The 21059-nt window shown below is 35.8% G+C and carries 24 protein-coding genes and 2 pseudogenes; 25 read left to right on the plus strand and 1 reads right to left on the minus strand.

Annotated elements, in window-relative coordinates:
- Positions 1–43: 43 nt before the first annotated feature.
- The 25 genes and pseudogenes from JOC34_RS03130 (at position 44) to JOC34_RS03245 (ending at position 20745) form a co-directional block, all read left to right on the plus strand.
- On the plus strand, positions 44–316 hold the full coding sequence (locus JOC34_RS03130; RefSeq protein ID WP_205135248.1) for a hypothetical protein: 273 nt from the start codon (positions 44–46) through the stop codon (positions 314–316).
- Between the two features lie 2 nt (positions 317–318).
- Positions 319–621: a hypothetical protein gene (locus tag JOC34_RS03135; RefSeq protein WP_205135249.1), complete on the plus strand. Its 303-nt coding sequence runs from the start codon at positions 319–321 to the stop codon at positions 619–621.
- A gap of 38 nt (positions 622–659) precedes the next feature.
- Positions 660–929 carry a hypothetical protein gene (locus tag JOC34_RS03140; RefSeq protein ID WP_205135250.1) on the plus strand — a complete coding sequence of 90 codons (270 nt, stop codon included), beginning with the start codon at positions 660–662 and terminating at the stop codon, positions 927–929.
- Between the two features lie 51 nt (positions 930–980).
- Positions 981–1256 carry a hypothetical protein gene (locus tag JOC34_RS03145; protein ID WP_205135251.1) on the plus strand — a complete coding sequence of 92 codons (276 nt, stop codon included), beginning with the start codon at positions 981–983 and terminating at the stop codon, positions 1254–1256.
- Complete coding sequence (locus JOC34_RS03150; RefSeq protein ID WP_205135252.1) at positions 1237–1485, plus strand: hypothetical protein; 249 nt, start codon at positions 1237–1239, stop codon at positions 1483–1485. Before JOC34_RS03145 ends, JOC34_RS03150 begins: the two co-directional genes overlap by 20 nt.
- A gap of 6 nt (positions 1486–1491) precedes the next feature.
- Positions 1492–2028 (plus strand): host-nuclease inhibitor Gam family protein, encoded by a 537-nt coding sequence (locus tag JOC34_RS03155; protein WP_205135253.1) that lies wholly within the window; start codon positions 1492–1494, stop codon positions 2026–2028.
- Positions 2029–2040: 12 nt separating this feature from the next.
- Positions 2041–2934 carry a thymidylate synthase gene (locus JOC34_RS03160; protein WP_205135254.1) on the plus strand — a complete coding sequence of 298 codons (894 nt, stop codon included), beginning with the start codon at positions 2041–2043 and terminating at the stop codon, positions 2932–2934.
- Positions 2935–2936: 2 nt separating this feature from the next.
- Positions 2937–3440, plus strand: coding sequence for a dihydrofolate reductase (locus tag JOC34_RS03165; protein WP_205135255.1), 504 nt, complete (start codon positions 2937–2939; stop codon positions 3438–3440).
- 61 nt (positions 3441–3501) lie between these two features.
- On the plus strand, positions 3502–6684 hold the full coding sequence (gene dnaE / locus JOC34_RS03170; RefSeq protein WP_275577669.1) for a DNA polymerase III subunit alpha: 3183 nt from the start codon (positions 3502–3504) through the stop codon (positions 6682–6684).
- A gap of 156 nt (positions 6685–6840) precedes the next feature.
- A complete protein-coding gene (locus JOC34_RS03175) occupies positions 6841–7038 on the plus strand; it encodes a hypothetical protein (protein WP_205135257.1) in 198 nt (65 codons plus the stop codon).
- Positions 7039–7071: 33 nt separating this feature from the next.
- The gene (locus JOC34_RS03180) at positions 7072–7641 is read left to right on the plus strand and encodes a Holliday junction resolvase RecU (RefSeq protein WP_205135258.1); all 570 of its coding nucleotides are present in this window, start codon (positions 7072–7074) and stop codon (positions 7639–7641) included.
- Between the two features lie 215 nt (positions 7642–7856).
- A pseudogene (locus JOC34_RS21675) lies at positions 7857–8954 on the plus strand (recombinase family protein); the annotation flags it as partial.
- Between the two features lie 549 nt (positions 8955–9503).
- Positions 9504–10562, plus strand: a pseudogene (locus JOC34_RS21680) (pyrimidine-nucleoside phosphorylase); the annotation flags it as partial.
- A 117-nt stretch (positions 10563–10679) separates the two neighbouring features.
- On the plus strand, positions 10680–11864 hold the full coding sequence (locus JOC34_RS03190) for a D-alanyl-D-alanine carboxypeptidase family protein (protein ID WP_205135260.1): 1185 nt from the start codon (positions 10680–10682) through the stop codon (positions 11862–11864).
- Positions 11865–11970: 106 nt separating this feature from the next.
- The gene (gene spoIIAA, locus JOC34_RS03195) at positions 11971–12324 is read left to right on the plus strand and encodes an anti-sigma F factor antagonist (protein ID WP_205135261.1); all 354 of its coding nucleotides are present in this window, start codon (positions 11971–11973) and stop codon (positions 12322–12324) included.
- Positions 12321–12764, plus strand: coding sequence for an anti-sigma F factor (spoIIAB, locus tag JOC34_RS03200; protein WP_205135262.1), 444 nt, complete (start codon positions 12321–12323; stop codon positions 12762–12764). The genes spoIIAA and spoIIAB overlap by 4 nt, the downstream gene beginning before the upstream one ends.
- Before the next feature lie 5 nt (positions 12765–12769).
- Entirely contained in the window at positions 12770–13522 is a 753-nt protein-coding gene (gene sigF, locus JOC34_RS03205) for an RNA polymerase sporulation sigma factor SigF (protein ID WP_205135263.1), read from the plus strand.
- 459 nt (positions 13523–13981) lie between these two features.
- Positions 13982–15064 carry an NAD/NADP octopine/nopaline dehydrogenase family protein gene (locus tag JOC34_RS03210; protein ID WP_205135264.1) on the plus strand — a complete coding sequence of 361 codons (1083 nt, stop codon included), beginning with the start codon at positions 13982–13984 and terminating at the stop codon, positions 15062–15064.
- A gap of 157 nt (positions 15065–15221) precedes the next feature.
- A complete protein-coding gene (locus JOC34_RS03215; protein ID WP_205135265.1) occupies positions 15222–15839 on the plus strand; it encodes a stage V sporulation protein AA in 618 nt (205 codons plus the stop codon).
- On the plus strand, positions 15817–16245 hold the full coding sequence (locus JOC34_RS03220; RefSeq protein WP_205135266.1) for a stage V sporulation protein AB: 429 nt from the start codon (positions 15817–15819) through the stop codon (positions 16243–16245). The genes JOC34_RS03215 and JOC34_RS03220 overlap by 23 nt, the downstream gene beginning before the upstream one ends.
- Before the next feature lie 92 nt (positions 16246–16337).
- Positions 16338–17759, plus strand: a complete 1422-nt coding sequence (locus JOC34_RS03225; protein WP_205135912.1) for a spore germination protein — start codon at positions 16338–16340, stop codon at positions 17757–17759.
- A 79-nt stretch (positions 17760–17838) separates the two neighbouring features.
- Positions 17839–19146: a diaminopimelate decarboxylase gene (gene lysA / locus JOC34_RS03230; protein ID WP_205135267.1), complete on the plus strand. Its 1308-nt coding sequence runs from the start codon at positions 17839–17841 to the stop codon at positions 19144–19146.
- A gap of 105 nt (positions 19147–19251) precedes the next feature.
- On the plus strand, positions 19252–19683 hold the full coding sequence (locus JOC34_RS03235) for a peptidylprolyl isomerase (protein ID WP_205135268.1): 432 nt from the start codon (positions 19252–19254) through the stop codon (positions 19681–19683).
- Positions 19684–19736: 53 nt separating this feature from the next.
- A complete protein-coding gene (locus JOC34_RS03240; RefSeq protein WP_205135269.1) occupies positions 19737–20216 on the plus strand; it encodes a site-2 protease family protein in 480 nt (159 codons plus the stop codon).
- Between the two features lie 157 nt (positions 20217–20373).
- Positions 20374–20745: a GNAT family N-acetyltransferase gene (locus tag JOC34_RS03245; protein ID WP_205135270.1), complete on the plus strand. Its 372-nt coding sequence runs from the start codon at positions 20374–20376 to the stop codon at positions 20743–20745.
- 71 nt (positions 20746–20816) lie between these two features.
- Here the strand turns inward: JOC34_RS03245 and JOC34_RS03250 are convergent, their stop codons facing one another.
- Complete coding sequence (locus JOC34_RS03250) at positions 20817–20912, minus strand: YjcZ family sporulation protein (protein ID WP_205135271.1); 96 nt, start codon at positions 20910–20912, stop codon at positions 20817–20819.
- Positions 20913–21059: the final 147 nt, after the last annotated feature.

Below are 21059 nucleotides of genomic sequence, written 5' to 3' on the forward strand. Positions count from 1 at the left end.
GGTAGTAAAATGGAGTAAACCAAAGAAAATGGGAGGACTAATAATGAGCAATGTAGAATCATCAATATACCCAAATAAATTCATTGACTTTTCAGAAGGGTATGAGGTAAGCAATGACAGAGTGAATGAAACTATCAATAGAATCATATCAGATATGACCGTAGACGAGAAAGTGAATACGATGACGGTGTCAACTGGCAATACAAAAGTCAATGTAACTAGGGATAGGGATATGGACACTTTGATTGTTGAGGTATATAAAAATTACCAAAGAAAAACTATTCGATTAGACGAATTAAAGGAGGAGGAGGGGTAATAATGAAGGTGTTTAAAATGAATGACATTGATTATGTGGCAGCAAAGACATCAGAAGAAGCTAAGAAGTTTTATGGAGAATTATGCGACTATACTTATGAAGAAATTCAAGAAGACTTTGAGGGAGAAGCTAGTCTGCAAGAAAAAATGAACGTTCTTCTAAGCGAATTATCTGAGGACGATACAGTTAGAGTAGGAGACATACACATGAAACATAGTATGCTTTGGGTTCGCAAGTCATTCGAATGGTTTTTAGAAAATGATAGTCATAATAACGAGCCATTTGTAATTTGTTCTATGGAGTAGATTACAAACAATATTTTACTAAAAAAGAGGTGAAACAAATGGAAGGAATCTTAAAGAAAATTACATATGACAATACTGAATTTGACCTTCATGTAACAGTAAACGACTGTAATCCACTTCTAGTAGATGCTGTCATAAGCAATGATGAATACAACTACAATTTCTCAGGAAGCTTCAGTACTGTCAAGGGTTTAAAACAATACATTGTAAAGAATTTAGATGGTCATTTTAATCATCACAAGCATAGTCGTCAGTATAACGAGTTAATAGATTGGGATGGAAATCTGGATGGTGTTTTATACGATTAATACTATATTTTAGCTAAAATTAAGTAACATTATAATACAAGGGGTGTAGTGATGAAAGTAAAAATTAAAGGAAGTATTTATTTAGAGAATGATAGTTTTCAGTATATATTAAAAAAGTATAGTGGCAAGACAGATAAGAAAGGTGTTCCAACCTATGAGATACTCGGCTATTTCAGCTCTCTCGAAGCCAGTATTATGAAGATATTCCGTATGAAAATTAGTGAAAGTAAAGCGAAAGATCTAAAGGAGTTACGCAAAGACATTCAGATTGCTAATGATGAGATCAGAGAGTTGTTAGGTGCAGAATATGAAAAGAAACGACCTTGATGAGCAAAGACTGAGATTAAAAATAGGAACGATTCTGGTAACAATTGCATGTTTTGTAGCATTAGCTGCGGTTACATTTGGAATTATTTTCTTTAACTTTTGGCTATTATCATCTGTCTTTAGCTTAGGCACTGACTACATAAAAGTATTTTGGGTGGCATTATGTTCATTTATTATAGAAGTATTATTTATATTAGGATTTTATATTACAAGCAAAAGAGAGGATTGATTAATAATGATGGAAGAGGAATTTGATGATATTAATACTGATGAAGAAATTGACATTAAAACTCTAGAGGACTGGAAAGTTGATAAGTACGTAAACCGAGTAAAGAAAAATAATGAAGAGATTAAACGATATAAGGAAATTATGGATAAGCAAGTAGCCGATCTGAAACATCAATTCAAGCATAAAGAAGAGGCGCTAACTAAGGAGAATGGGTATCTGTTATCCACGTTAGGACAATATGCTAGAACTCATAAATCTCTCCAGTCAACCAAGACAATGTTCAAACTACCCATGCTGAATGGTGATGTGGTTATTAAGAAGAGTGTCCCAAAACCTCAAGCACCAAAAGACGACATGGTGGATAAATTTGAAAAAGAGTTTCCTGAATATGTAGAGAAGGTTGTCACCAAGAAGGTGAAGTGGGCAGATTTCAAGAAGAAACTTATTGTTCAGAGTGATAAGACATACATCAAGGAAACCGGGGAGAGTGTGAGTCACCTGATTGACACTGATGCAAATCCAGAAGAAGTAATTATTAAGTAGAGGAGAGGTAAATTGAGTTGTTTTGATTTGCAATATAACAATATTATTAAAGAAATTATGAAAAATGGAGAATGGGATAAGAATTCTAGTGTCAGAACCAAATGGGAAGATGACAGCCCTGCCTACACTAAATCAATTATTTCTCAAAAGATGAGATTTGATAACTCTGAACTACCAATTTTAACAGCTAAAAAAGTTGGCTGGAAGACTGCAATCAAAGAAATGCTTTGGATATGGCAAATGAAATCTAACAAAGTACAGGATTTACGTGATATGGGTGTGAACATATGGAATGAGTGGGAACTTGAGGATGGTACAATTGGAAAATCATACGGTTACCAATTAGCTAAGAAGAATAGAGAAGTCGGAACTATCACTACTACACTCCGAGGAGGAAATGATGAGGTTGTTTTGTCCTGTCAAGAAGCAGAATATGTCGATCAGGTTGATTATCTGCTAGATCAATTGGCAAGTAACCCTACGTCACGTAGACATATGACAAATCTATGGAACCCAGATGAATTAGATGAAATGTCACTTACTCCATGCGTGTATGAGACTCAATGGTACGTCAGAGGAAATAAATTAGACTTAGAAGTGCGTGCCCGATCAAATGATATGGCACTAGGCAATCCGTTTAACGTATTTCAATATAATGTACTACAAAGAATGATAGCGCAGATTATAGGATATGAGCTAGGAGAGTACGTCTACAATATTGGAGATTGTCATTTTTACGAGAAACATATAGATGGTTTGACTGAACAAATCAATCGTGAAACTTTTAAAGCTCCTAAGCTTTGGATTAATCCAGACGTAAAGAGTTTCTATGATTTCACTATTGATGATTTCAAATTAATTGATTATCAGCATGGAGATAAGATTGATTTTGAGGTAGCAATTTAATTATGGAAATATCAATTATAGCTGCTATAGGAAAAAATAACGAAATCGGATTAAATAATAAGCTACTTTGGCACATCCCAGAGGATATGAGCTGGTTCAAACTTCAAACAATGGGCAAAACAGTAATTCTAGGAAAAAATACGCACCTCTCAATAAAAAAGCCTTTAAATGGACGGGTTAACGTGATCTTAACAAGAGACGAGACCTATCGTCCCCAAAAGGGCGTAATCGTCTGTAATGGCATCAAAAACGCCTTGTATGAATTTAGACATGAAAAAGAAGTGATGGTATTGGGTGGAAGCGATATATATCGCCAAATGCTCCCATTTGCCACTAAATTATATTTAACTAAAGTAAATCACGAATTTGAGGCTGATTCATTCTTCCCAGAAATTGATTATGATGAATGGGATGAGTATTATTACAAAAAAGGTAAAGAAGATAGTAAATACAATTACAGTTTCCATGTATATTCAAGAAAATCATTTGACAGTTTAATTAGGTAACATTATAATATATATATAAGGGTTGCATTATCGCAGCCCTTCAATTTTAAAGAAAGGGGTAATGTACTTGTGCAATGCTTGCGATACAATAGGTAGTCAACCAACTAAATTTGTAAATCTACATGTTCATTCTTGCTATTCATTGTTGGATGGAATGAGTAAGGTTGAAGACATAGTTGAAAAAGTTAAGTCACTGAAGCAATCTAGCTTCGCCATAACGGAGCATGGAAATGTGTTCTCTGCTGTCAAGGCTCATAAGCTTGCAAAACAACATTCTTTGAAGCATATATATGGGATAGAATTTTATGTAATAGAAGACAGGTTTGTTAAAGATCCTAAGAGAAAGTTTTATCATCTAACTGTTCTTGCTAAGAATGAAAAGGGCAGGGTAAATATTAACGAGTTGTCATCATTAGGTTACATTGAAGGATTCTACTCAAAGCCAAGAGTTGATCATCAGCTACTCAAGGATCATAAGGAAGGTTTAGTTGTACTAAGTGGATGTATGGCCAGTGAATTTCAGCAATCTTTAGCTGGTGGCAAGATAGGTGATGGAGACATTGAAATAACATCATCAAATATTGAAAAAGCCAAGGGGATAGCAAGATTCTACAGAAGCATATTTGGTGAAGATTATTACTTAGAAGTTCAGTCTCACTCAGACTACAGACAACAAAAGTTGAATCGTGCAATTACAGACATATCTAGAGATTTAAATATTCCAATTGTAGTTACAGCCGACTCTCACTATGCCGATGAAGAAGATTTTGACTTGCACGGCATCTTTATACAGATTGGCCAGAATAGAGAATCAGGAGAAACGTATAAAGATGGGCAGTTACAATCCGAGAAAGAAGCAAGGCAATTGTTGAAACCTGCACTGACAGATGAGGAAATTGATGAGGCAGTTAGAAACACATCAGTGATAGCTGATAAGTGTAATGTTAATTTGCCTTTATCTGCACCTATCATACCTCACATTGAGACACCCAAAGAATTCGAATCTGAAGCAGACTACTTGAAGCATCTGTGTGTGAAGGGGTGGAACAGGCTTAAAATAAATAAAAAGCCGAATAGGGATGAGTATCAGAAACGACTACTGTTTGAATTTGATGCTATTACCAAGATGGGATTTGAGGGGTACTATCTACTGGTTGAAAGTTATGCAAACTCTGTTAAACGAAGAGGAATTGCAAGAGGTAGTGGTGGAGGAAGTCTGGTCGCATATTTGACCAATATCGTAAACATAGACCCAGTAAAGTATGGCCTTTACTTTGAGCGGTTCATTGACGTAGGAGCTTTAGACTTGTTAGAGCGTGGAGAGATGACCAGAAATGACTTGAAGATACCGGACTTTGATTTGGACTTTGGCAGAGAAGATAGGGATGTAATCATTGATTTTATCATCAACCGTTACGGGGAAGATAAGTTTGTTTCATTGGGACAATTTGGATACATATGGGATAAGACTGCGATCAAAGATGTTGGTAAGGTTATGAAGATTCCATTTGGTACAACTAATAAAATAACTAAACTACTTGAAGAAGATACAATAGAAGAGGCAATCGAAGATGGGAGACTGAAAGAATACGAAAAAGAATATCCTAAACTATTCGATTACGCTAAGAAGATAGCTGGCACACCAAAGAGTTTTGGAATACACCCTTCCGGTAAAGCTGTAACAATCAATACTATGACTGACTATACTGCTGTTGGCAAAAAGGATGAAACCTTACTATTCCAAGGAGATATGCATGATACAGATGATCTGGGTATAGTTAAGATTGACATACTTGGATTAAGAACAATTGATGTAATGCATGACACATTAGAATTGATAGGGAAAGATGAAGATTATATAGCTCCACAAAATTTAAACTTTGAAGATGAGAAGGTTTTGCAGGTATTTAGAGATGGGAATACAGCCGGAGCCTTCCAATTCGAGAGTAAAGGAATGCAGAACACTCTAAGGAAGATGCAGCCGAATGGATTAGACGATTTAGGAGTAGCAAACGCATTATTCAGACCCGGAAGCATGAAGTTTATCGATGATTATGTAAGAAGAAAAAATGGAGAAGAGAGTGTCACATATCTTAATGACGATGTGAAACCCATTCTTGAAGTAACATATGGAATAATTGTATTCCAAGAGCAATTAATTGAGATTGGCAGATTGGCAAACATGAAAAATCCAGACTTATTGCGTCAAGCGACTGGAAAAAAAGATGCTAAACTGATGGCTAAGGTAAAACCAGAGCTAGTCAAAGGATTGGAAAACAGGGGTTGGGATGATGATAAGATTAATGAGTTATGGGATATAATGGTAGAGTTCTCAAAGTACTCATTTAACAAGTCTCATTCCTTTGCATATGCCATGATTGCATATATGACAGCTTTCTTGAAAACTTACCATCCTAAAGAATTCTTATGTTCATTATTGAATTCCTATATCGATGGAGGAGGTCAAGACAAATACGATGATATTGAAAAGATATTTAATGAAGCTAAAAGATTAAATGTAAATATAAGGCTTCCAATTGGTCTTAGCGAATCTAATGACAGGTGTTATATAAAAGAAAATGATGTAGTCTATGGAATTCATTTAATAAAAGACTTGAATGCTGAATCAGCTAGAGATTTACATAGTCTATCGGATAATCACTATGACACATTCACAGAATTGCTTATCGACCTAGTTGAACATACCGCAGTAAAAAAGAATCATATAAGTCATTTAATTAAATTAGACTTCTTTAAAGAGTATGGAGAGTCAGAGAGACTTCTTGCAATATATAACATGTTCCAAAATGGAAAAATGAAATACTTAAAAACATATGTAGATAAAACAAAAGTAAAACGTAGAGAATTATTGTTGGAATATGAAAAAGAAAATGGTGATATTATTAAATTTCCTACTAATGAAAAAATAATGTTTCAGAAAGACAAGTTAGGATTTGCTTATACAACACTAGATGTCCCACCATCTCATTGTGTCATTGTAGGAATCAATGATAAATACACTCCTATATGTAAGTTCTATCAGATTAAGACAGGTAAAGAAATTTCAGCAAAGATAAAAAAGAAAACTTTTTTCACCAATCAAGGTGAGCTGTGTTCTGTAGGTGATTACATAGAAATAAGAAATACATTCAAGGACTTCAAATGGCGTAAAGGTGAGAGTGGGTTTTACCAAGACGAGTCAGAACAGGAGCTGTTTGTAAGTAGTTTACAACACATTAAGTAGCTTTATAATATAACAACTCAAGCAAAACGGTCTCAGTAGGCTAGTCTAGTCGCTTACTAAGACCTCTGCTCGACTCATAAGGTGATAATTCCTGATGTAAGCCCAGTATATGCTTAAATTGGGATTTATATACGTATTAAAGAGAGGATGTGTGAAATGAATCAAGTTAAAACAGCTCTTTTATTATCTTTAACAGTTGCGACATTGGCTGTAGTTAGCATTTTACTGGCAATTGCTACGATCTATGTATCGTCAATTAATATAGGTTTGGGCATCTCGGCAGTATTTGTATCATTATTTATATTCTTTTACTTATTGACTCTATTTATAGATATTTTTTTTGAAAATAATTAGGTAGTATTATAGTATAATTAGGAGGTATGTTTATTGGCTAAAAAAATAGATTATGGAAAACTATTTGAGGAAATGTTTCAAAGCAGTAGCGAAAATCAAGGCCTATTCAATTTTAGAGTAAGGGATGTTAATAGGATGGCATTAAAACCGGGGTTCACTACCCCAAAAAATAAATATGATTTCATTCTTTACAATCAGCCATTTTTATTTCCATTAGAGCTGAAGTCAACCAAAGAGAAGTCCTTTAGCTTTAGAGGTGAAAATCCAAAGATTAAGCAACACCAAATTGATGCTCTGACAAAAGACAATAAACACAATGGTGTAATTGGCGGATTTATATTCAACTTCAGAGAACCAGAAGAAAGAGCCTTTTTCGTCCACATAGAAGATTTTAATAAATATACGCGAATAGCCGAACAAAAAAACAAAGGCGTATATCAAGGTAGGCTAAATGAAAAATCAATTCCATTACATATAGTTGAACAAATTGGGGTTGAGATAAGAAGCATAAAGAAGAGAACACGCTATACATATTTCATTAAAGAAACATTAGATAGATTAATTGATAAATATGGAGGGGAGGATAAAAATGAACTACAATAGACCAATTAAAGGAAGTGTTAAACCATCAAATAATACGAGTGAAGAATCAATAAATAAAATCAAAGACATATTAGTTAACTTATCAATTGATTACATAAAAAATAATAGAAATATTACCAATTAATAGACAGGATTCTTCTTGTCTATTTTTCTTTTATATGCGATAATATTAACCAACAACACTAATAAACAATACTATTAAGGAGGATGAATAAATGTCAGAAGAACAAATATATGGAGTGTATATCCGAGTTTCTACAGATCAGCAATTCTCTCAGGGTGACTCAGTAGAGATGCAGACTAACTTAGCTAAAGAATTTGTTAAAAAAAACGGTGGAGTAATATATGGCGAACCTTATATAGAAGGTGGAGTCTCTGCCTCAAAGACAAAATTAAAAGACAGAAAGAAATTGATGGAATGCTTGAATGATGCTAAGACCGGATTGTTTAATAATTTAATAGTTTATAAGAGGGACAGACTGGCACGTAAGACAGAAGATTCATTAGCTATTAGAAGTATGCTAGAGTCTGCTAATTGCTCCATCCACTTTACTGCATCAGGAGAACAACAGATGGATCTAAATGATCCGTACTCTAAATTGATGGAGAATATACGATCATCTTTAGATGAAATAGAATCTGCTCAAATTTCCGTTCGCGTTGGAGATACGATGTTTGATAAAGCTAAAAGAGGAGAGTTCTCTGGTGGTAATGTGACATATGGATATCAAAACAATGATGGAATGTTAACTCCTATTGAATCTGAAATTCCCATTATAAAGGAAGTAGAAGACTTATATATGGAAGGATACGGAAAATATTCAATAGCGAAATGGCTAGAAGGACAAAGTATCAGAGGGAGAGGAAAGCGTCACTCCAGAGCAACAAAGCTAAAACAACATAAGCGAAGTTCGGAAAAGTGGACTATAGATAACATAGATGCAATATTATTTAACAAAACTTACTCAGGCTATCTATTGTATAGGAAGAAGAACACAGATGGGGAGTTTGAAACTATCTGTGTTAAGTCGGATCAGATTGAATCAATTAGAAGTGAAGATACTCAGAATAAGATTGACTTAATACGCAAACAGAGGAATGAATCCAGAATGCCAGCAAGGAGATATAATACTTCATTCTTATTAACAGGTATTTTGGTATGTGGAGAGTGTGGACAAGAATACGCCTCACGAACCGTTACAAAGAAAAATGGAAAGAGATATTCTTATTATGTATGCAAAGGTAGAAGCGGAAATCACAAAGTTCATACATGTAAAAGTAAAGCATATAAAAGAGAAATATTGGAACAGTTTGTATTAGAAGAAGCAAAGATGTATTTGAGAAATTTTATTGACTCCAACTCTCACGCTAAGATTAAGGAAGGACTTGAGGAAAAAGACGAGACTTTAAGTTACCAATTAGATGAAGTAGCTCGACAGTTGTCTAAAGCACAAAAGGATTTTCAGTCAATTAGCAGATTGTTATTAGATTTAGACACAGAAGATGATATGTACGAAATGATGAAAGAGATGTATCAGGAGCAGCAAAAAGAAGTTCTACTCAAAATGAACAACTTAAAAAAGTCCAAAGAAAAAATAAAAGATGAGTTAGATGTTCAAGTTGAGGAAGAGATAAATATTAATGATGTAATAGATCAGCTAAAGGATTTTAATAAAATAATTGAACATGCACCTACTCATACTCAGAAACAGCTATTGGAGAACTTATTTTCCAAGATTGAAATCGATGGAAAAGGAAATGTATCATACTCCCTAACATTTTCAATAGAAGGCAACAGTGCTACTGTAGGCTTTGGATCAGTAGGTGAGGTAAAAGACGATGAGGAAAATGGTGTTATGTTTATAGGTGGCGTAGGAGACACGACAACGCTTGTTTTAGCGCCGTTAGTAGCCTCGTTAGGTGTACCACTGGCGAAAATGAGTGGGCGAGGGCTCGGTCACACAGGTGGGACGATAGATAAGCTGGAATCTGTTCCGGGATTCCATGTAGAAATAACGAACGACGAATTCATTGAGCTAGTAAATAAAAATAAAGTAGCCGTAGTAGGTCAATCAGGCAATTTAACACCAGCAGATAAAAAGATCTACAGTTTACGTGATGTTACAGCAACAGTCAACTCTATTCCATTAATCGCCAGTTCGATTATGAGCAAGAAAATTGCCTCAGGCGCTGATGCGATTGTTTTGGATGTAAAAACAGGAGCAGGGGCATTTATGAAGGAACTTGGCGATGCTAAAGCTTTAGCAGAAGCAATGGTTTCTATCGGAAATCAAGTAAATCGAAAAACGATGTCGGTGATTTCTGATATGACGCAGCCACTCGGCCATGCAATTGGGAATGCGTTAGAAATCAAAGAAGCTATAGACACGTTACAGGACAAAGGTCCCGAAGATCTAACCGAATTATGCTTGACACTGGGAAGCCAGATGGTTGTTCTTGCAGAAAAGGCGGGGAGCATAGAAGAAGCGCGAACAGTATTAAGGGAAAACCTTACAAACGGAAAAGCGTTTGAGCATTTTAAAACCTTTATCAGGTCCCAGGGTGGCGATGCCAACGTTGTAGATAACCCTGAATTATTGCCGCAAGCAGCTTATCAGGTGGAGTTACCGGCAATGTCGTCTGGTACCGTAGCAAATATTATTGCTAATGATATGGGTACAGCAGCAATGATGCTAGGCGCAGGTCGGGCCGATAAGGACTCATCAATAGATCTGGCTGTTGGCATTGTGCTGCATAAAAAAATAGGGGATCCGGTGAAAAAAGGGGAATCCTTATTAACCATTCATGCCAATCGGGAAGCGATTGAAGAAGTAAAAGAAAAACTATATGAAAGTATTGAGGTTTCCGATTCAGTCGTTCAGGCCCCAACGTTGATATATGATACAATAACAAAGAAATAGACGTAAAAGCACACCTTTTTTGGTGTGCTTTTCTGTATTTTTATGTCCACTTATCAGCGTATAAAAAATATTAACTTCGGCAATCCTAGATGTATATTGATTGTTGGAGGTAAAACGATGAAAAAATACTTTTTGATGGGCAGTATGATATTTTTTATGCTGTTTAGTACAACTGTACCTGCATTCGCTGAAGAAAAGGGGAATGATGCTAGTACAGATACACCGAAACTTGCAGAAGATGCCAACTCAGCTATTTTAATGGAACGTGATACAGGGAAAATGCTTTTTGATAAAAATGCGAATGAGAAGCTTCCTCCAGCTAGTATGACAAAGATAATGACGCTATTATTGATTATGGAGGCCATTGACAAAGGTAATTTAAAAATGGATGAAATGGTTCGTATAAGTGAGCGCGCATCATCCATGGGCGGATCACAGGTTTTTCTTGAAGCGGGAGAGGAAATGTCTGTTAAAGATCTATTAAAAGGTATCTCCATTGCTTCGGGTAATGATGCAAGTGTAGCCATGGCAGAAAGAATCTCCGGCAGTGAAGAAGCATTTGTTAAAAAGATGAATGAAAAGGTGAAAGAATTAAATTTAAAAAATACCAAGTTTCAAAACACTACAGGACTACCAGCGAAGGATCATTATAGTACAGCATATGATATGGCGGTTATTGCCAAGGAATTATTAAAATATGAATCCATTACCAAATTCACGTCTGTCTATGAGGATTATTTAAGAAAAGGAGAAGACAATGAATTCTGGTTAGTTAATACAAATAAGCTGGTGAAATTTTATCCGGGAGTCGATGGATTAAAAACCGGTTTTACCAATGAAGCGAAATATTGCTTAACAGCAACAGCTAAAAAGAATGATATGCGAGTGATTGCGGTAGTTATGGGAGCAGAATCGCCTAAAAAACGCAATGCTACCGTATCGCAAATGCTTGACTATGCATTCAATCATTTTGAAACAAAACAATTGTTTAAGAAGGATCAAGTCATTACAACATTGGAACTTTTAAAGGCAGAAAATAAACAGATCAATATCGTTGCATCAGAATCAATTAGTACAATTCATGAAAAAGGCGCAGATACTGCTGATATTAAAGCACAGGTAGAACTTGATAAAAACTTGGCGCCTCCAATGGAAAAAGGGGATAGAGTAGGTACGTTATATGTGAAAGACGGCAAAAAGACATTGTCTGAAACACCTTTAACGATCAAACAAGATATAGAAACAGCGTCCTATTTTACATTTTTAAAACGATCCCTGCAAAAAATGGCGAAATTTAATTAACAGCTTCTAACTTTATCGAATTTCTTCTAATTTTGTCATCAGGCAGGAATTGAGCTGCCGATCTAGAAATAGAACATAAAGTGCATGTTCAAAAGGAGGAAATTAGATGGGACTAACTTCCACATTTAATGTGAAGGAAGATGTGTTAATTGTAAGGCTATCGGGAGAACTGGATCACCATGAAGCAGAAGGGTTACGGAGTGAATGGAAGGATATGTTATATCAAAATGCCGTGAAGCATATCATTTTGAATCTGGAATCAGTGACTTTTATGGACAGTTCTGGACTGGGTGTTGTACTTGGAAGGTATAAAGAGGTTCTACAGCTTGGAGGGGAAATGGTTGTATGCTCCATTTCTCCACCGGTTAAACGATTGTTTGAAATGTCTGGTATCTTTAAAATTGTCCGCTTAGAGGAGAATGAACAATTTGCATTAAAGACGTTGGGGGTGGCATCATGAAAAATGAAATGTTTATCGAGTTTTCTAGCATAAGTGAGAATGAATCCTTTGCAAGGGTGACGGTTGGATCTTTTATTACGCAATTAGATCCAACGATGAATGAATTAACGGAAATAAAAACAGTTGTATCAGAGGCTGTAACAAACGCAATTATTCATGGGTATAACAATGAAGCACACCATAAAATTGGTATTACCTGCACCATACAAGATCATGATATTGAACTGACGATTAAAGACAATGGCATTGGGATAAATGATATCGACGAAGCACGTCAGCCGCTATATACTTCTAAACCTGAACTAGAAAGATCTGGCATGGGCTTTACAATCATTGAAAACTTTATGGATTCTGTTGAGGTTATTTCACATCCAAACCATGGAACAACCGTATATATGACAAAGCAGCTTGCGAAAAATAAAACGGTTATGAATCAGTGATGCCTATGAATGCAAATGTCAAAAAGGTTCATAAAGATGCCTTAACAGATGAACAGGTGAAGGATTATATATTTAAAAGCCAGCATGGGGATAAAGCGGCAAGAGATATATTGGTTGAAAAAAACATTCGACTTGTTTGGTCGGTAGTCCAACGGTTTATTAACCGTGGATATGATCCGGACGATTTATTTCAAATTGGTAGTATTGGATTAATCAAATCTATAGATAAGTTCGATCTATCCTACGATGTTAGGTTTTCCACGTATGCTGTGCCAATGATTATTGGCGAAATCCAGCGTTTTATCAGGGATGATGGTAGTGTGAAAGTCAGCCGCTCCTTGAAAGAGACGGGGAACAAAATACGTAGAAAAGGGGATGAATTAACCAAACAACTCAGCCGGTCACCGACAGTAAATGAAATTGCTGAAGCATTAGAGATCACACCAGAAGAGGTTGTGCATGCACAAGAGGCTGCAAAATCTCCGCATTCGATACATGAGACTGTTTTTGAGAATGACGGGGATCCAATTACATTATTAGATCAAATAGCGGACGAGGATTCAAAATGGTTTGATACACTTACACTTCAGGAAGCGATTAGGGGGCTGAATGAGCGTGAAAGACTGATTGTATACTTACGCTACTATAAAGATCAAACGCAAACTGAAGTAGCCGATAGACTAGGGATTTCACAAGTACAAGTATCCCGACTAGAAAAAAAGATTCTGTATGAAATGAAACTGAATATCGACCGCTAAAATCACCACTTTTGTGGTGATTTTTTTTCTTTGCTTGCAAGCGTACGATATTTTTTTGTTCTGTTTTTAATGGCATACAAGAGACAACACCTTGTGTAAACGCATAATCATTGGTATAATAAGAATATAGTTTGAAAATTTTAAATAAATTTTATGATTCTTCTTTTACATTCATATTTTAGAAAGATAGAAAATCAGCACTAGAAATAACCCAATCATTCAGCTAGAAGGCCAAGGCATTAAAAGGTGAAACTTTGTGAAATAGTGATCATGTATAACGAAGTGAGAATTGGGTTTCCCCATTAAACGGATAGATACAATAACCAGCACAAAAGGAGATTCTAGAAATGCTAAGAAGCCAAACCTATCGGAACAAGGTTTTTCCATAGCTACTCACAATGTATTTAATAGTCGCTTTCAAATCATTTAACGTGCGATCAAAACATTGGAGGAGAAATAATGAGAATTACAGTTGTAGGAGCAGGACATGGTGGAACAACCATAGCAGCAGATCTGAAAGAGAAAGGCCATTTTGTAACATTATTAAAAACTTCTCGAGGTCTGCATAATGAGCATTTTGAATATCTAAATAAAAATAATGGTGAAATAACGATTTTGAATGGCTTTAAAGAGACTTCGGTGAATTTAGATGTAGTGACAACAGATGTAAAATTAGCAATAACGGATGCCGAAATTATTATTATTTATGTCCAAACAAATTATCATGAACAAGTCATCAAACGGATACTGCCTTTCATGGATGAAGATCAAATTGTACTGTTAGAGCCCGGCTATTTATCAACAGCATATTTTTTAAAGCATCAATCGGATATGAATATTACAATTGTAGAAGCGCAAAGCTCTCCCATAGATTGTAGAATTGTTGAACCGGGGAAAGTGAAGGTATTGTTTAAGAACGTGAGAAACCCTGTTGCTATATTTACAAATAAAAATAAAACAATGATCGAGGAGAAGTTGAACAAACTTCAATATAATTTCGTATATCTGGAGTCTGTGATAGAAGCGGCACTTCATAACCCGAATTTGATTGTCCACACCATCGGTGGCATTATGAGTATTCCCAGGATTGAGCATGCCAAGGGTGATTACTGGATGTATAAAGAAGTGTTTACACCACATGTATGGAATTTAGTTGAAAGCCTTGATAATGAAAAAATGGATGTACTTGAAAAAATCGGTGCAGAAAGGTTATCTTATGTGGAAGCATGTAAGTTCCGTAATTTTACAGATTTTACGATAGACGCTAAAGAGGCGTTTTTTAGTTATGCTGAGAATAGTTCACCGGAAGGACCTTTTGTTGCAGACTCCAGATTCATAACGGAGGATGTCCCTGAGGGGTTAGTGTTACTTGAATCATTAGGGGAGATGTTAGATGTTGAAACGCCAACCTGCACAGGTTTGATCAACACCGCCTCCGCTGCTCTTAATAAAGATTTCAGGGAAAGTGCCAGGACGGTAGAAATATTGGGAAAAGAAAACTTGGAGAAAATAGTTGGTTCACTAGCTGTTCCGCTGAATTAATAAATCATTTTGAATTTGAATATCCCACATCAGCTTAAAAAATTGATGCGGGGTATTCTTTTTTTAGTTATACAGGTTTTTCGCAAATTTTAATTGATAAAAATAGTATTTCTGACAAATACTATTTTTACACGAGCGGGTAAAGGATGAATTTACAATGACTGAAATCGTTTATTTGCGTATGAAAAAGACCATTGGAATATCCAAAATGAAGGAAATTCACTTAAAAGATATTGCTTATCTATCTACATCGTCGACAAGTAAAAAAAAGCTGGAGGATGTACCGATTTACAGGATCACAAAAAAGGATAAAAATATTGTCATTATTGACAGCTTTTTAATTATCGATTATTTAATCCACACTTTTTCAGAAATTGAAGTGCAATTGATTGGTCCAACACAGACGATTATTCGGATTAATAAAAGCAAAAAGGCACCATCCATATTCATCGTTGTATTCATTTGGCTTTTATTGTTTATTGGAACTGCAATGACGATCATGAATTTTCACTATGATGTTAGCATGCAGGAAGTACAACAAAAGCTTCATTATTTGTTGACCGGCGAACGTAATGACTATCCTTTGTGGATTCAAATACCATACTCCCTTGGATTAGGGATGGGGACACTCCTGTTTTTTAATCATTGGTTCAATAAAAGATTTAATGAGGAACCCAGTCCACTTGAAGTGGAAATATACAACTACCAACAAGATCTGGATAATTACCTAAACCACCATGAGAATAAGTTAAATGATACAAAACCTCCTCGTTAACGTTTTTGAGGTATTTATAGGATTTGCCGGAGGTCTTGCTGTTGGTGGCGGTTTTGTTGCATTTATAACCGTATTAGGGATTATTCCAAGATTAATTCAACTAAGTAAAACAGATCGAATGATTAAAGTTTATGGGGCATGTGTTATTTTTGGATTGGAAATGGGTACCTACTTATCTTTTACCGATAGTGCAGTCAACGAACCTGTACTGTTATTAGTACTTTGGGGACTACTGCATGGTATTTTTAATGGCATGCTTGCCGCCGCATTAACAGAAGTGTTAAATGTATTCCCTGTCATCTCAAAGCGAATTGGTCTTGAGGGGCACTTACTGTGGCTGCTAATGGCAATTGTTTTCGGAAAAATTGCCGGATCCCTGTTTCAATGGACGATATTTGTTAAATAAATGAGTAATATTTAAGAGTGGAGTGAAGGACAGTGCCAGACACAAAAGATAAATATCCGATTTCTGCAGACATAAAAGACAATCAGAAATTTATGAAAGAAAGAGTTGGTGTAGGTGTTTCCTATGATCTAGGCTTTCGCGAAGTCGTCGTACTTAAAAGAAAAATACAGCTTTACTATCTTAATGGTATGGTTGATGATCCTAATATCATACAGCTTTTAAAAATACTAATCGAAATTAATGATAATGAAGTTGATAAGAAAAAAGTATATGAGATCGTGGAGAACCGTTTGGTGAATGAGTCAGTAGAAGTTATTAAAACAATGGACGAAGCGGTAGACCAGATGTTATCCGGCTTAATTGTGATCTTCATTGATGGAGAGAAGTCCGCATTTGTTGTTGATGTACGTAGTTATCCTGGCAGGCAACCAGAAGAACCGGATACTGAAAGGGTAGTTCGAGGTGCAAGAGATGGCTATACAGAGAACATCGTCATCAATACATCACTTACTAGAAGAAGGATACGAGATGAAAGATTACGAAATGAAATGTTAAGCGTAGGAGAACGCTCTAAAACAGATGTATGTGTTTCTTATATTCAAGATGTGGCAAATGATGACTTAGTAAAGTTAATCAAGGATAAAATCAGAGCCATCGAAATTGATGGTTTAACCATGACGGACAAGGCATTAGAAGAGTTCATGGTAGAGCGTGGGTGGAATCCGTTTCCGCTCGTCAGATATACTGAAAGACCAGATGTGGCCGCAAACCATTTATTCGAAGGGCACGTTATTGTTACGGTTGATACATCACCAAGCATTATTATTTTTCCTGCTACTTTTTTTGACCATTTAGAACATGCGGAAGAATATAGACAAACACCTGGCGTCGGTACATTCATTAGATGGGTACGTTTCTTTGCAGTTATGTGTTCGTTATTCCTCTTGCCACTTTGGCTATTATTTGTTATTGATCCATCCTTATTGCCAAAAGAACTTTCTTTTATCGGGCCTAATGAAACCGGAAATATTCCTATCGTGATACAAATTTTAATGGCGGATATCGGGGTTGAATTTTTACGTATGGCAGCGATTCATACCCCAACACCCTTAGCTACTGCACTCGGATTAATCGCTGCTGTTTTGATTGGACAGATTGCGGTTGACGTAGGTATGTTTTCTCCGGAAGTTATCTTGTATGTATCCGTCAGTACGATCGGTTCCTACGTTACACCGAGTTATGAACTAAGTGTGGCGAATAAAATACTGAAATTATTTCTTGTGCTCATGACTGCCTTCTTTGGGGTCGTCGGTTTTACAATTGGATTTACCCTGATTATCTTCTTTTTAGCTAATTTAAAATCTTTGAAAACACCTTATTTGTGGCCATTTTTACCCTTTAATGCCATGGGGATGCTGCACTTTATATTCCGTATCCCTGTGCCCTATTCAAACGTTAGACCAAGTATTGTCCACCCAAAAGATAATTATCGTCAACCTACTAAAAAGAGCTAATCCTATGGTTAGCTCTTTCGTTTTTTACTTCAATATGGTAAAGTATTTAAACAATTGATTGGGGGGAGAATCACTTAAAATGATAATTGATCATCATCCATTTCAGGTAAACGATCATGGCCATTTAGAAATAGGGGGCATGGATACAATTGCTTTGGCAGAAAAATATGGTACGCCACTATACGTTTATGATGTGGGCATGATTCGTGCTAATTGCCGCGCATTTGTAAATTCCTTTAAAGATTTAGGCGTGACAGCAAAAGTCGCCTATGCAAGTAAGGCGTTTTCTACCGTCGCCATGCTACAGGTCATGAAGCAAGAAGGAATGTGCCTTGACGTTGTGTCTGAAGGAGAATTATATACAGCATTACAAGCTGGCTTTCCTACAGAAAACATCCACATGCACGGCAACAATAAAAACGAAGCAGAATTAAGCATGGCGATCAAACATAATATTGGCTGTATTGTTGTTGATAACTTTTATGAAATAGCACTGATTGAAAACATTTTGGAAAAAACGAATAAAACAATGGATGTGCTGATTCGTGTTACTCCTGGTATTGAATCTAATACACACCAATATATTATGACGGGGAATGAAGATTCGAAATTTGGCTTTAATCTGCAAAATGGACAAGCGGAAGAGGCATTTCAATTATTACATAATCATTCGCATATTCGGTTTAAAGGGCTGCATTGTCATATCGGATCACAAATTTTTGAGGCGGATCGTTTTCTCGCTGCTACAGATGTGTTATTTAATGAAATATCCAAATGGAAAACGTTATACGGCTATACACCTGAAGTTTTGAATTTAGGTGGCGGATTTGGTATTCGATATACAGAGAAGGACGATCCATTACCTTATCATATTTATGTGGAGGAACTTGTTAGCCAGGTTAAGCAGCATGCCGAAGTGCTTCACATGGCAGTCCCCGAAATCTGGATTGAACCTGGTCGTGCAATCGTTGGTAATGCGGGCATTACACTGTATACAATAGGTGCGATGAAGCAAATACCAGGCATTCGTCAATATGTTTCTGTTGATGGTGGATTAACGGACAATCTAAGACCAGCACTTTATGGAGCTGAATATGATGCTGTTATTGCGAACAAAGCGAAGGAAACAACAACCAATGATGTATCAATCGCGGGTAAATGTTGTGAATCCGGAGACATGCTTATTTGGGATTTAGCGGTTCCTACAGTCGAGCATGGCGATATACTTGCAGTTTTCTCTACAGGGGCTTATGGTTATTCTATGGCAAGCCATTATAATCGTTTGCCAAATGCCGCAGTGGTATTTGTGGAAGAAGGAATAGATAAATTAGTTGTTCGCAGGGAGACATATCAGGACCTTGTCAAAAATGATTTATCGTATGAATAAAAAGCAAAAATAGACGCCAATTCGACCTTATTGGTGTGAAAAATAGCTATAAAATGATAAACTGAACATGATTTAATGATAATGATTTAAAAAGGGGATGTCATCATGACTAAAAAAGGATATATTTTAATGGAAAATGGTAACAAAATCGAATTCGAACTATTTCCGGAAGAGGCTCCAAAAACGGTAGCCAATTTTGAAAAACTTGCAAACGAGAATTTTTATGATGGATTAACTTTTCATCGTGTTATTGATGGATTTGTCAGTCAAGGCGGTTGCCCGAATGGCAATGGTACAGGTTCAGCCGGTTATACTATCAAATGTGAAACAGAAGGAAATCCACATAAGCATGTAGAAGGTTCTTTATCAATGGCGCATGCTGGAAAAGATACGGGAAGCAGTCAGTTCTTTATCGTTCATGAGCCACAACCACATCTTGATGGTGTCCACACAGTATTTGGACAGGTTACATCGGGTGTTGAATATGCGAAAGCAATGAATAACGGTGATGTCATGAAAGAAATGAGAATATCTTAAGCTATCCCGTGTGCATTCTCAGCATTAAAGCAGTTTTACTAAGGAAGTAATACATGAATATTTTTGATATGGATATTTATCTATTCCTGTATTTACTATTTGCTGCAGCACCAATCAGTATTATTTTACATGAAATTGGACATGCATTTGCAGCGAAAATTGTAAATGCAGATAGTATTATGATATCAATTGGAAAAGGGAAGCGATTAAAAGTAATTTTTTTAGGAAGAATGCAATTGGTTATTTACACTGCTTTTTTTCTAGGTGGCTTAGCAGAAAGTAAACGAAAAACGCCTTATAAACCAGGAGAAATTGTGTGGATTGCTATTCTTGGACCAATTACTAATGGAATGGTCGCATTCCTTTTTTATGTGCTGAATGAAATATATCCAAATAATTATTTGCAATTATTTTACTGGTTTAACGTCTGGCTTGCTGTTGTTAATATAATTCCGTTTAAATTAAAAGATAAATATACGGATGGATACATGATTATGCAAGTGATCTTGGGAAATAGTATTAAAAAAACGTGAAACAAGCGAATATTTCCCTATGAAAAGCGATTGTTTGACAAAAACATATAATCATGCATAAATATATTAAAGATGGAAAGTGTATACAAATACATTTTTTCTGATACAGTAAGGGATATGAAAACTCAAAAAGATTGTAAGTTAATGAGGGGTATCTATGTTAATTCGTTATAAAAAGAATTTAGAAAAGATTGCAATGGGATTACTTTCTTTTATGCCGGAAGAGAAAAAAGAAGTAAAAAAATTGCAGCAAACAATAAAAGAATATGAATCAAATCCGGATTGGCACCTTTATTTATGGAAAGAGGACGATGTTATCGGTGCTATCGGTGTGAGGATCGATAATGAAATCAATGCTGTTATTCAGCATGTGTCTGTTAATCCTTCCCACCGTAATTTGGGGATTGGTAAGAAAATGATCAATGAAGTAAATAAACTTTATCAGGATAAGTATGCTGTCTGTGCGGCTGATGATGTTCAGTCATTTTATAATAAATACACAGAAGCAGAAGAACAGGATGAAGCATAGTGAAAAAGCCAGCCCCAAAATTCGTAGGGCTGGCTTTTCAACTACTATAAACAGATATTGCCTGAGCTAACCTATAACCAAGCAGCACCAACAATAACGAGAAGAATGAACAGTACTACGATTAACGCGAAACCGCCACCGGCTCCATATCCATAGCTTTCACCCATAATCAAATTCCTCCTTTTTTCTTCTGAACATAAATGTTTTGTGGTAACATTTATCTTACGTTAATAACCTATGATGACATTGGTCATCATGTATAGGCGTTTATGACAAAACATAGGTATTTTTCATATTTAGCTATTATGTTTGCA

This window comes from Virgibacillus halotolerans, assembly GCF_016908515.1.
GTDB classification, from domain to species: domain Bacteria; phylum Bacillota; class Bacilli; order Bacillales; family Amphibacillaceae; genus Virgibacillus_M; species Virgibacillus_M halotolerans.

Coding starts and splice junctions, on each gene's coding strand:
- JOC34_RS03130 (WP_205135248.1), top strand. CDS start 44: ATGAGCAATGTAGAATCATCAATATACCCAAATAAATTCATTGACTTT.
- JOC34_RS03135 (WP_205135249.1), top strand. CDS start 319: ATGAAGGTGTTTAAAATGAATGACATTGATTATGTGGCAGCAAAGACA.
- JOC34_RS03140 (WP_205135250.1), top strand. CDS start 660: ATGGAAGGAATCTTAAAGAAAATTACATATGACAATACTGAATTTGAC.
- JOC34_RS03145 (WP_205135251.1), top strand. CDS start 981: ATGAAAGTAAAAATTAAAGGAAGTATTTATTTAGAGAATGATAGTTTT.
- JOC34_RS03150 (WP_205135252.1), top strand. CDS start 1,237: ATGAAAAGAAACGACCTTGATGAGCAAAGACTGAGATTAAAAATAGGA.
- JOC34_RS03155 (WP_205135253.1), top strand. CDS start 1,492: ATGATGGAAGAGGAATTTGATGATATTAATACTGATGAAGAAATTGAC.
- JOC34_RS03165 (WP_205135255.1), top strand. CDS start 2,937: ATGGAAATATCAATTATAGCTGCTATAGGAAAAAATAACGAAATCGGA.
- dnaE (WP_275577669.1), top strand. CDS start 3,502: ATGTACTTGTGCAATGCTTGCGATACAATAGGTAGTCAACCAACTAAA.
- JOC34_RS03175 (WP_205135257.1), top strand. CDS start 6,841: ATGAATCAAGTTAAAACAGCTCTTTTATTATCTTTAACAGTTGCGACA.
- JOC34_RS03190 (WP_205135260.1), top strand. CDS start 10,680: ATGAAAAAATACTTTTTGATGGGCAGTATGATATTTTTTATGCTGTTT.
- spoIIAA (WP_205135261.1), top strand. CDS start 11,971: ATGGGACTAACTTCCACATTTAATGTGAAGGAAGATGTGTTAATTGTA.
- spoIIAB (WP_205135262.1), top strand. CDS start 12,321: ATGAAAAATGAAATGTTTATCGAGTTTTCTAGCATAAGTGAGAATGAA.
- sigF (WP_205135263.1), top strand. CDS start 12,770: ATGAATGCAAATGTCAAAAAGGTTCATAAAGATGCCTTAACAGATGAA.
- JOC34_RS03210 (WP_205135264.1), top strand. CDS start 13,982: ATGAGAATTACAGTTGTAGGAGCAGGACATGGTGGAACAACCATAGCA.
- JOC34_RS03215 (WP_205135265.1), top strand. CDS start 15,222: ATGACTGAAATCGTTTATTTGCGTATGAAAAAGACCATTGGAATATCC.
- JOC34_RS03220 (WP_205135266.1), top strand. CDS start 15,817: ATGATACAAAACCTCCTCGTTAACGTTTTTGAGGTATTTATAGGATTT.
- JOC34_RS03225 (WP_205135912.1), top strand. CDS start 16,338: ATGAAAGAAAGAGTTGGTGTAGGTGTTTCCTATGATCTAGGCTTTCGC.
- lysA (WP_205135267.1), top strand. CDS start 17,839: ATGATAATTGATCATCATCCATTTCAGGTAAACGATCATGGCCATTTA.
- JOC34_RS03235 (WP_205135268.1), top strand. CDS start 19,252: ATGACTAAAAAAGGATATATTTTAATGGAAAATGGTAACAAAATCGAA.
- JOC34_RS03240 (WP_205135269.1), top strand. CDS start 19,737: ATGAATATTTTTGATATGGATATTTATCTATTCCTGTATTTACTATTT.
- JOC34_RS03245 (WP_205135270.1), top strand. CDS start 20,374: ATGTTAATTCGTTATAAAAAGAATTTAGAAAAGATTGCAATGGGATTA.
- JOC34_RS03250 (WP_205135271.1), bottom strand. CDS start 20,912: ATGGGTGAAAGCTATGGATATGGAGCCGGTGGCGGTTTCGCGTTAATC.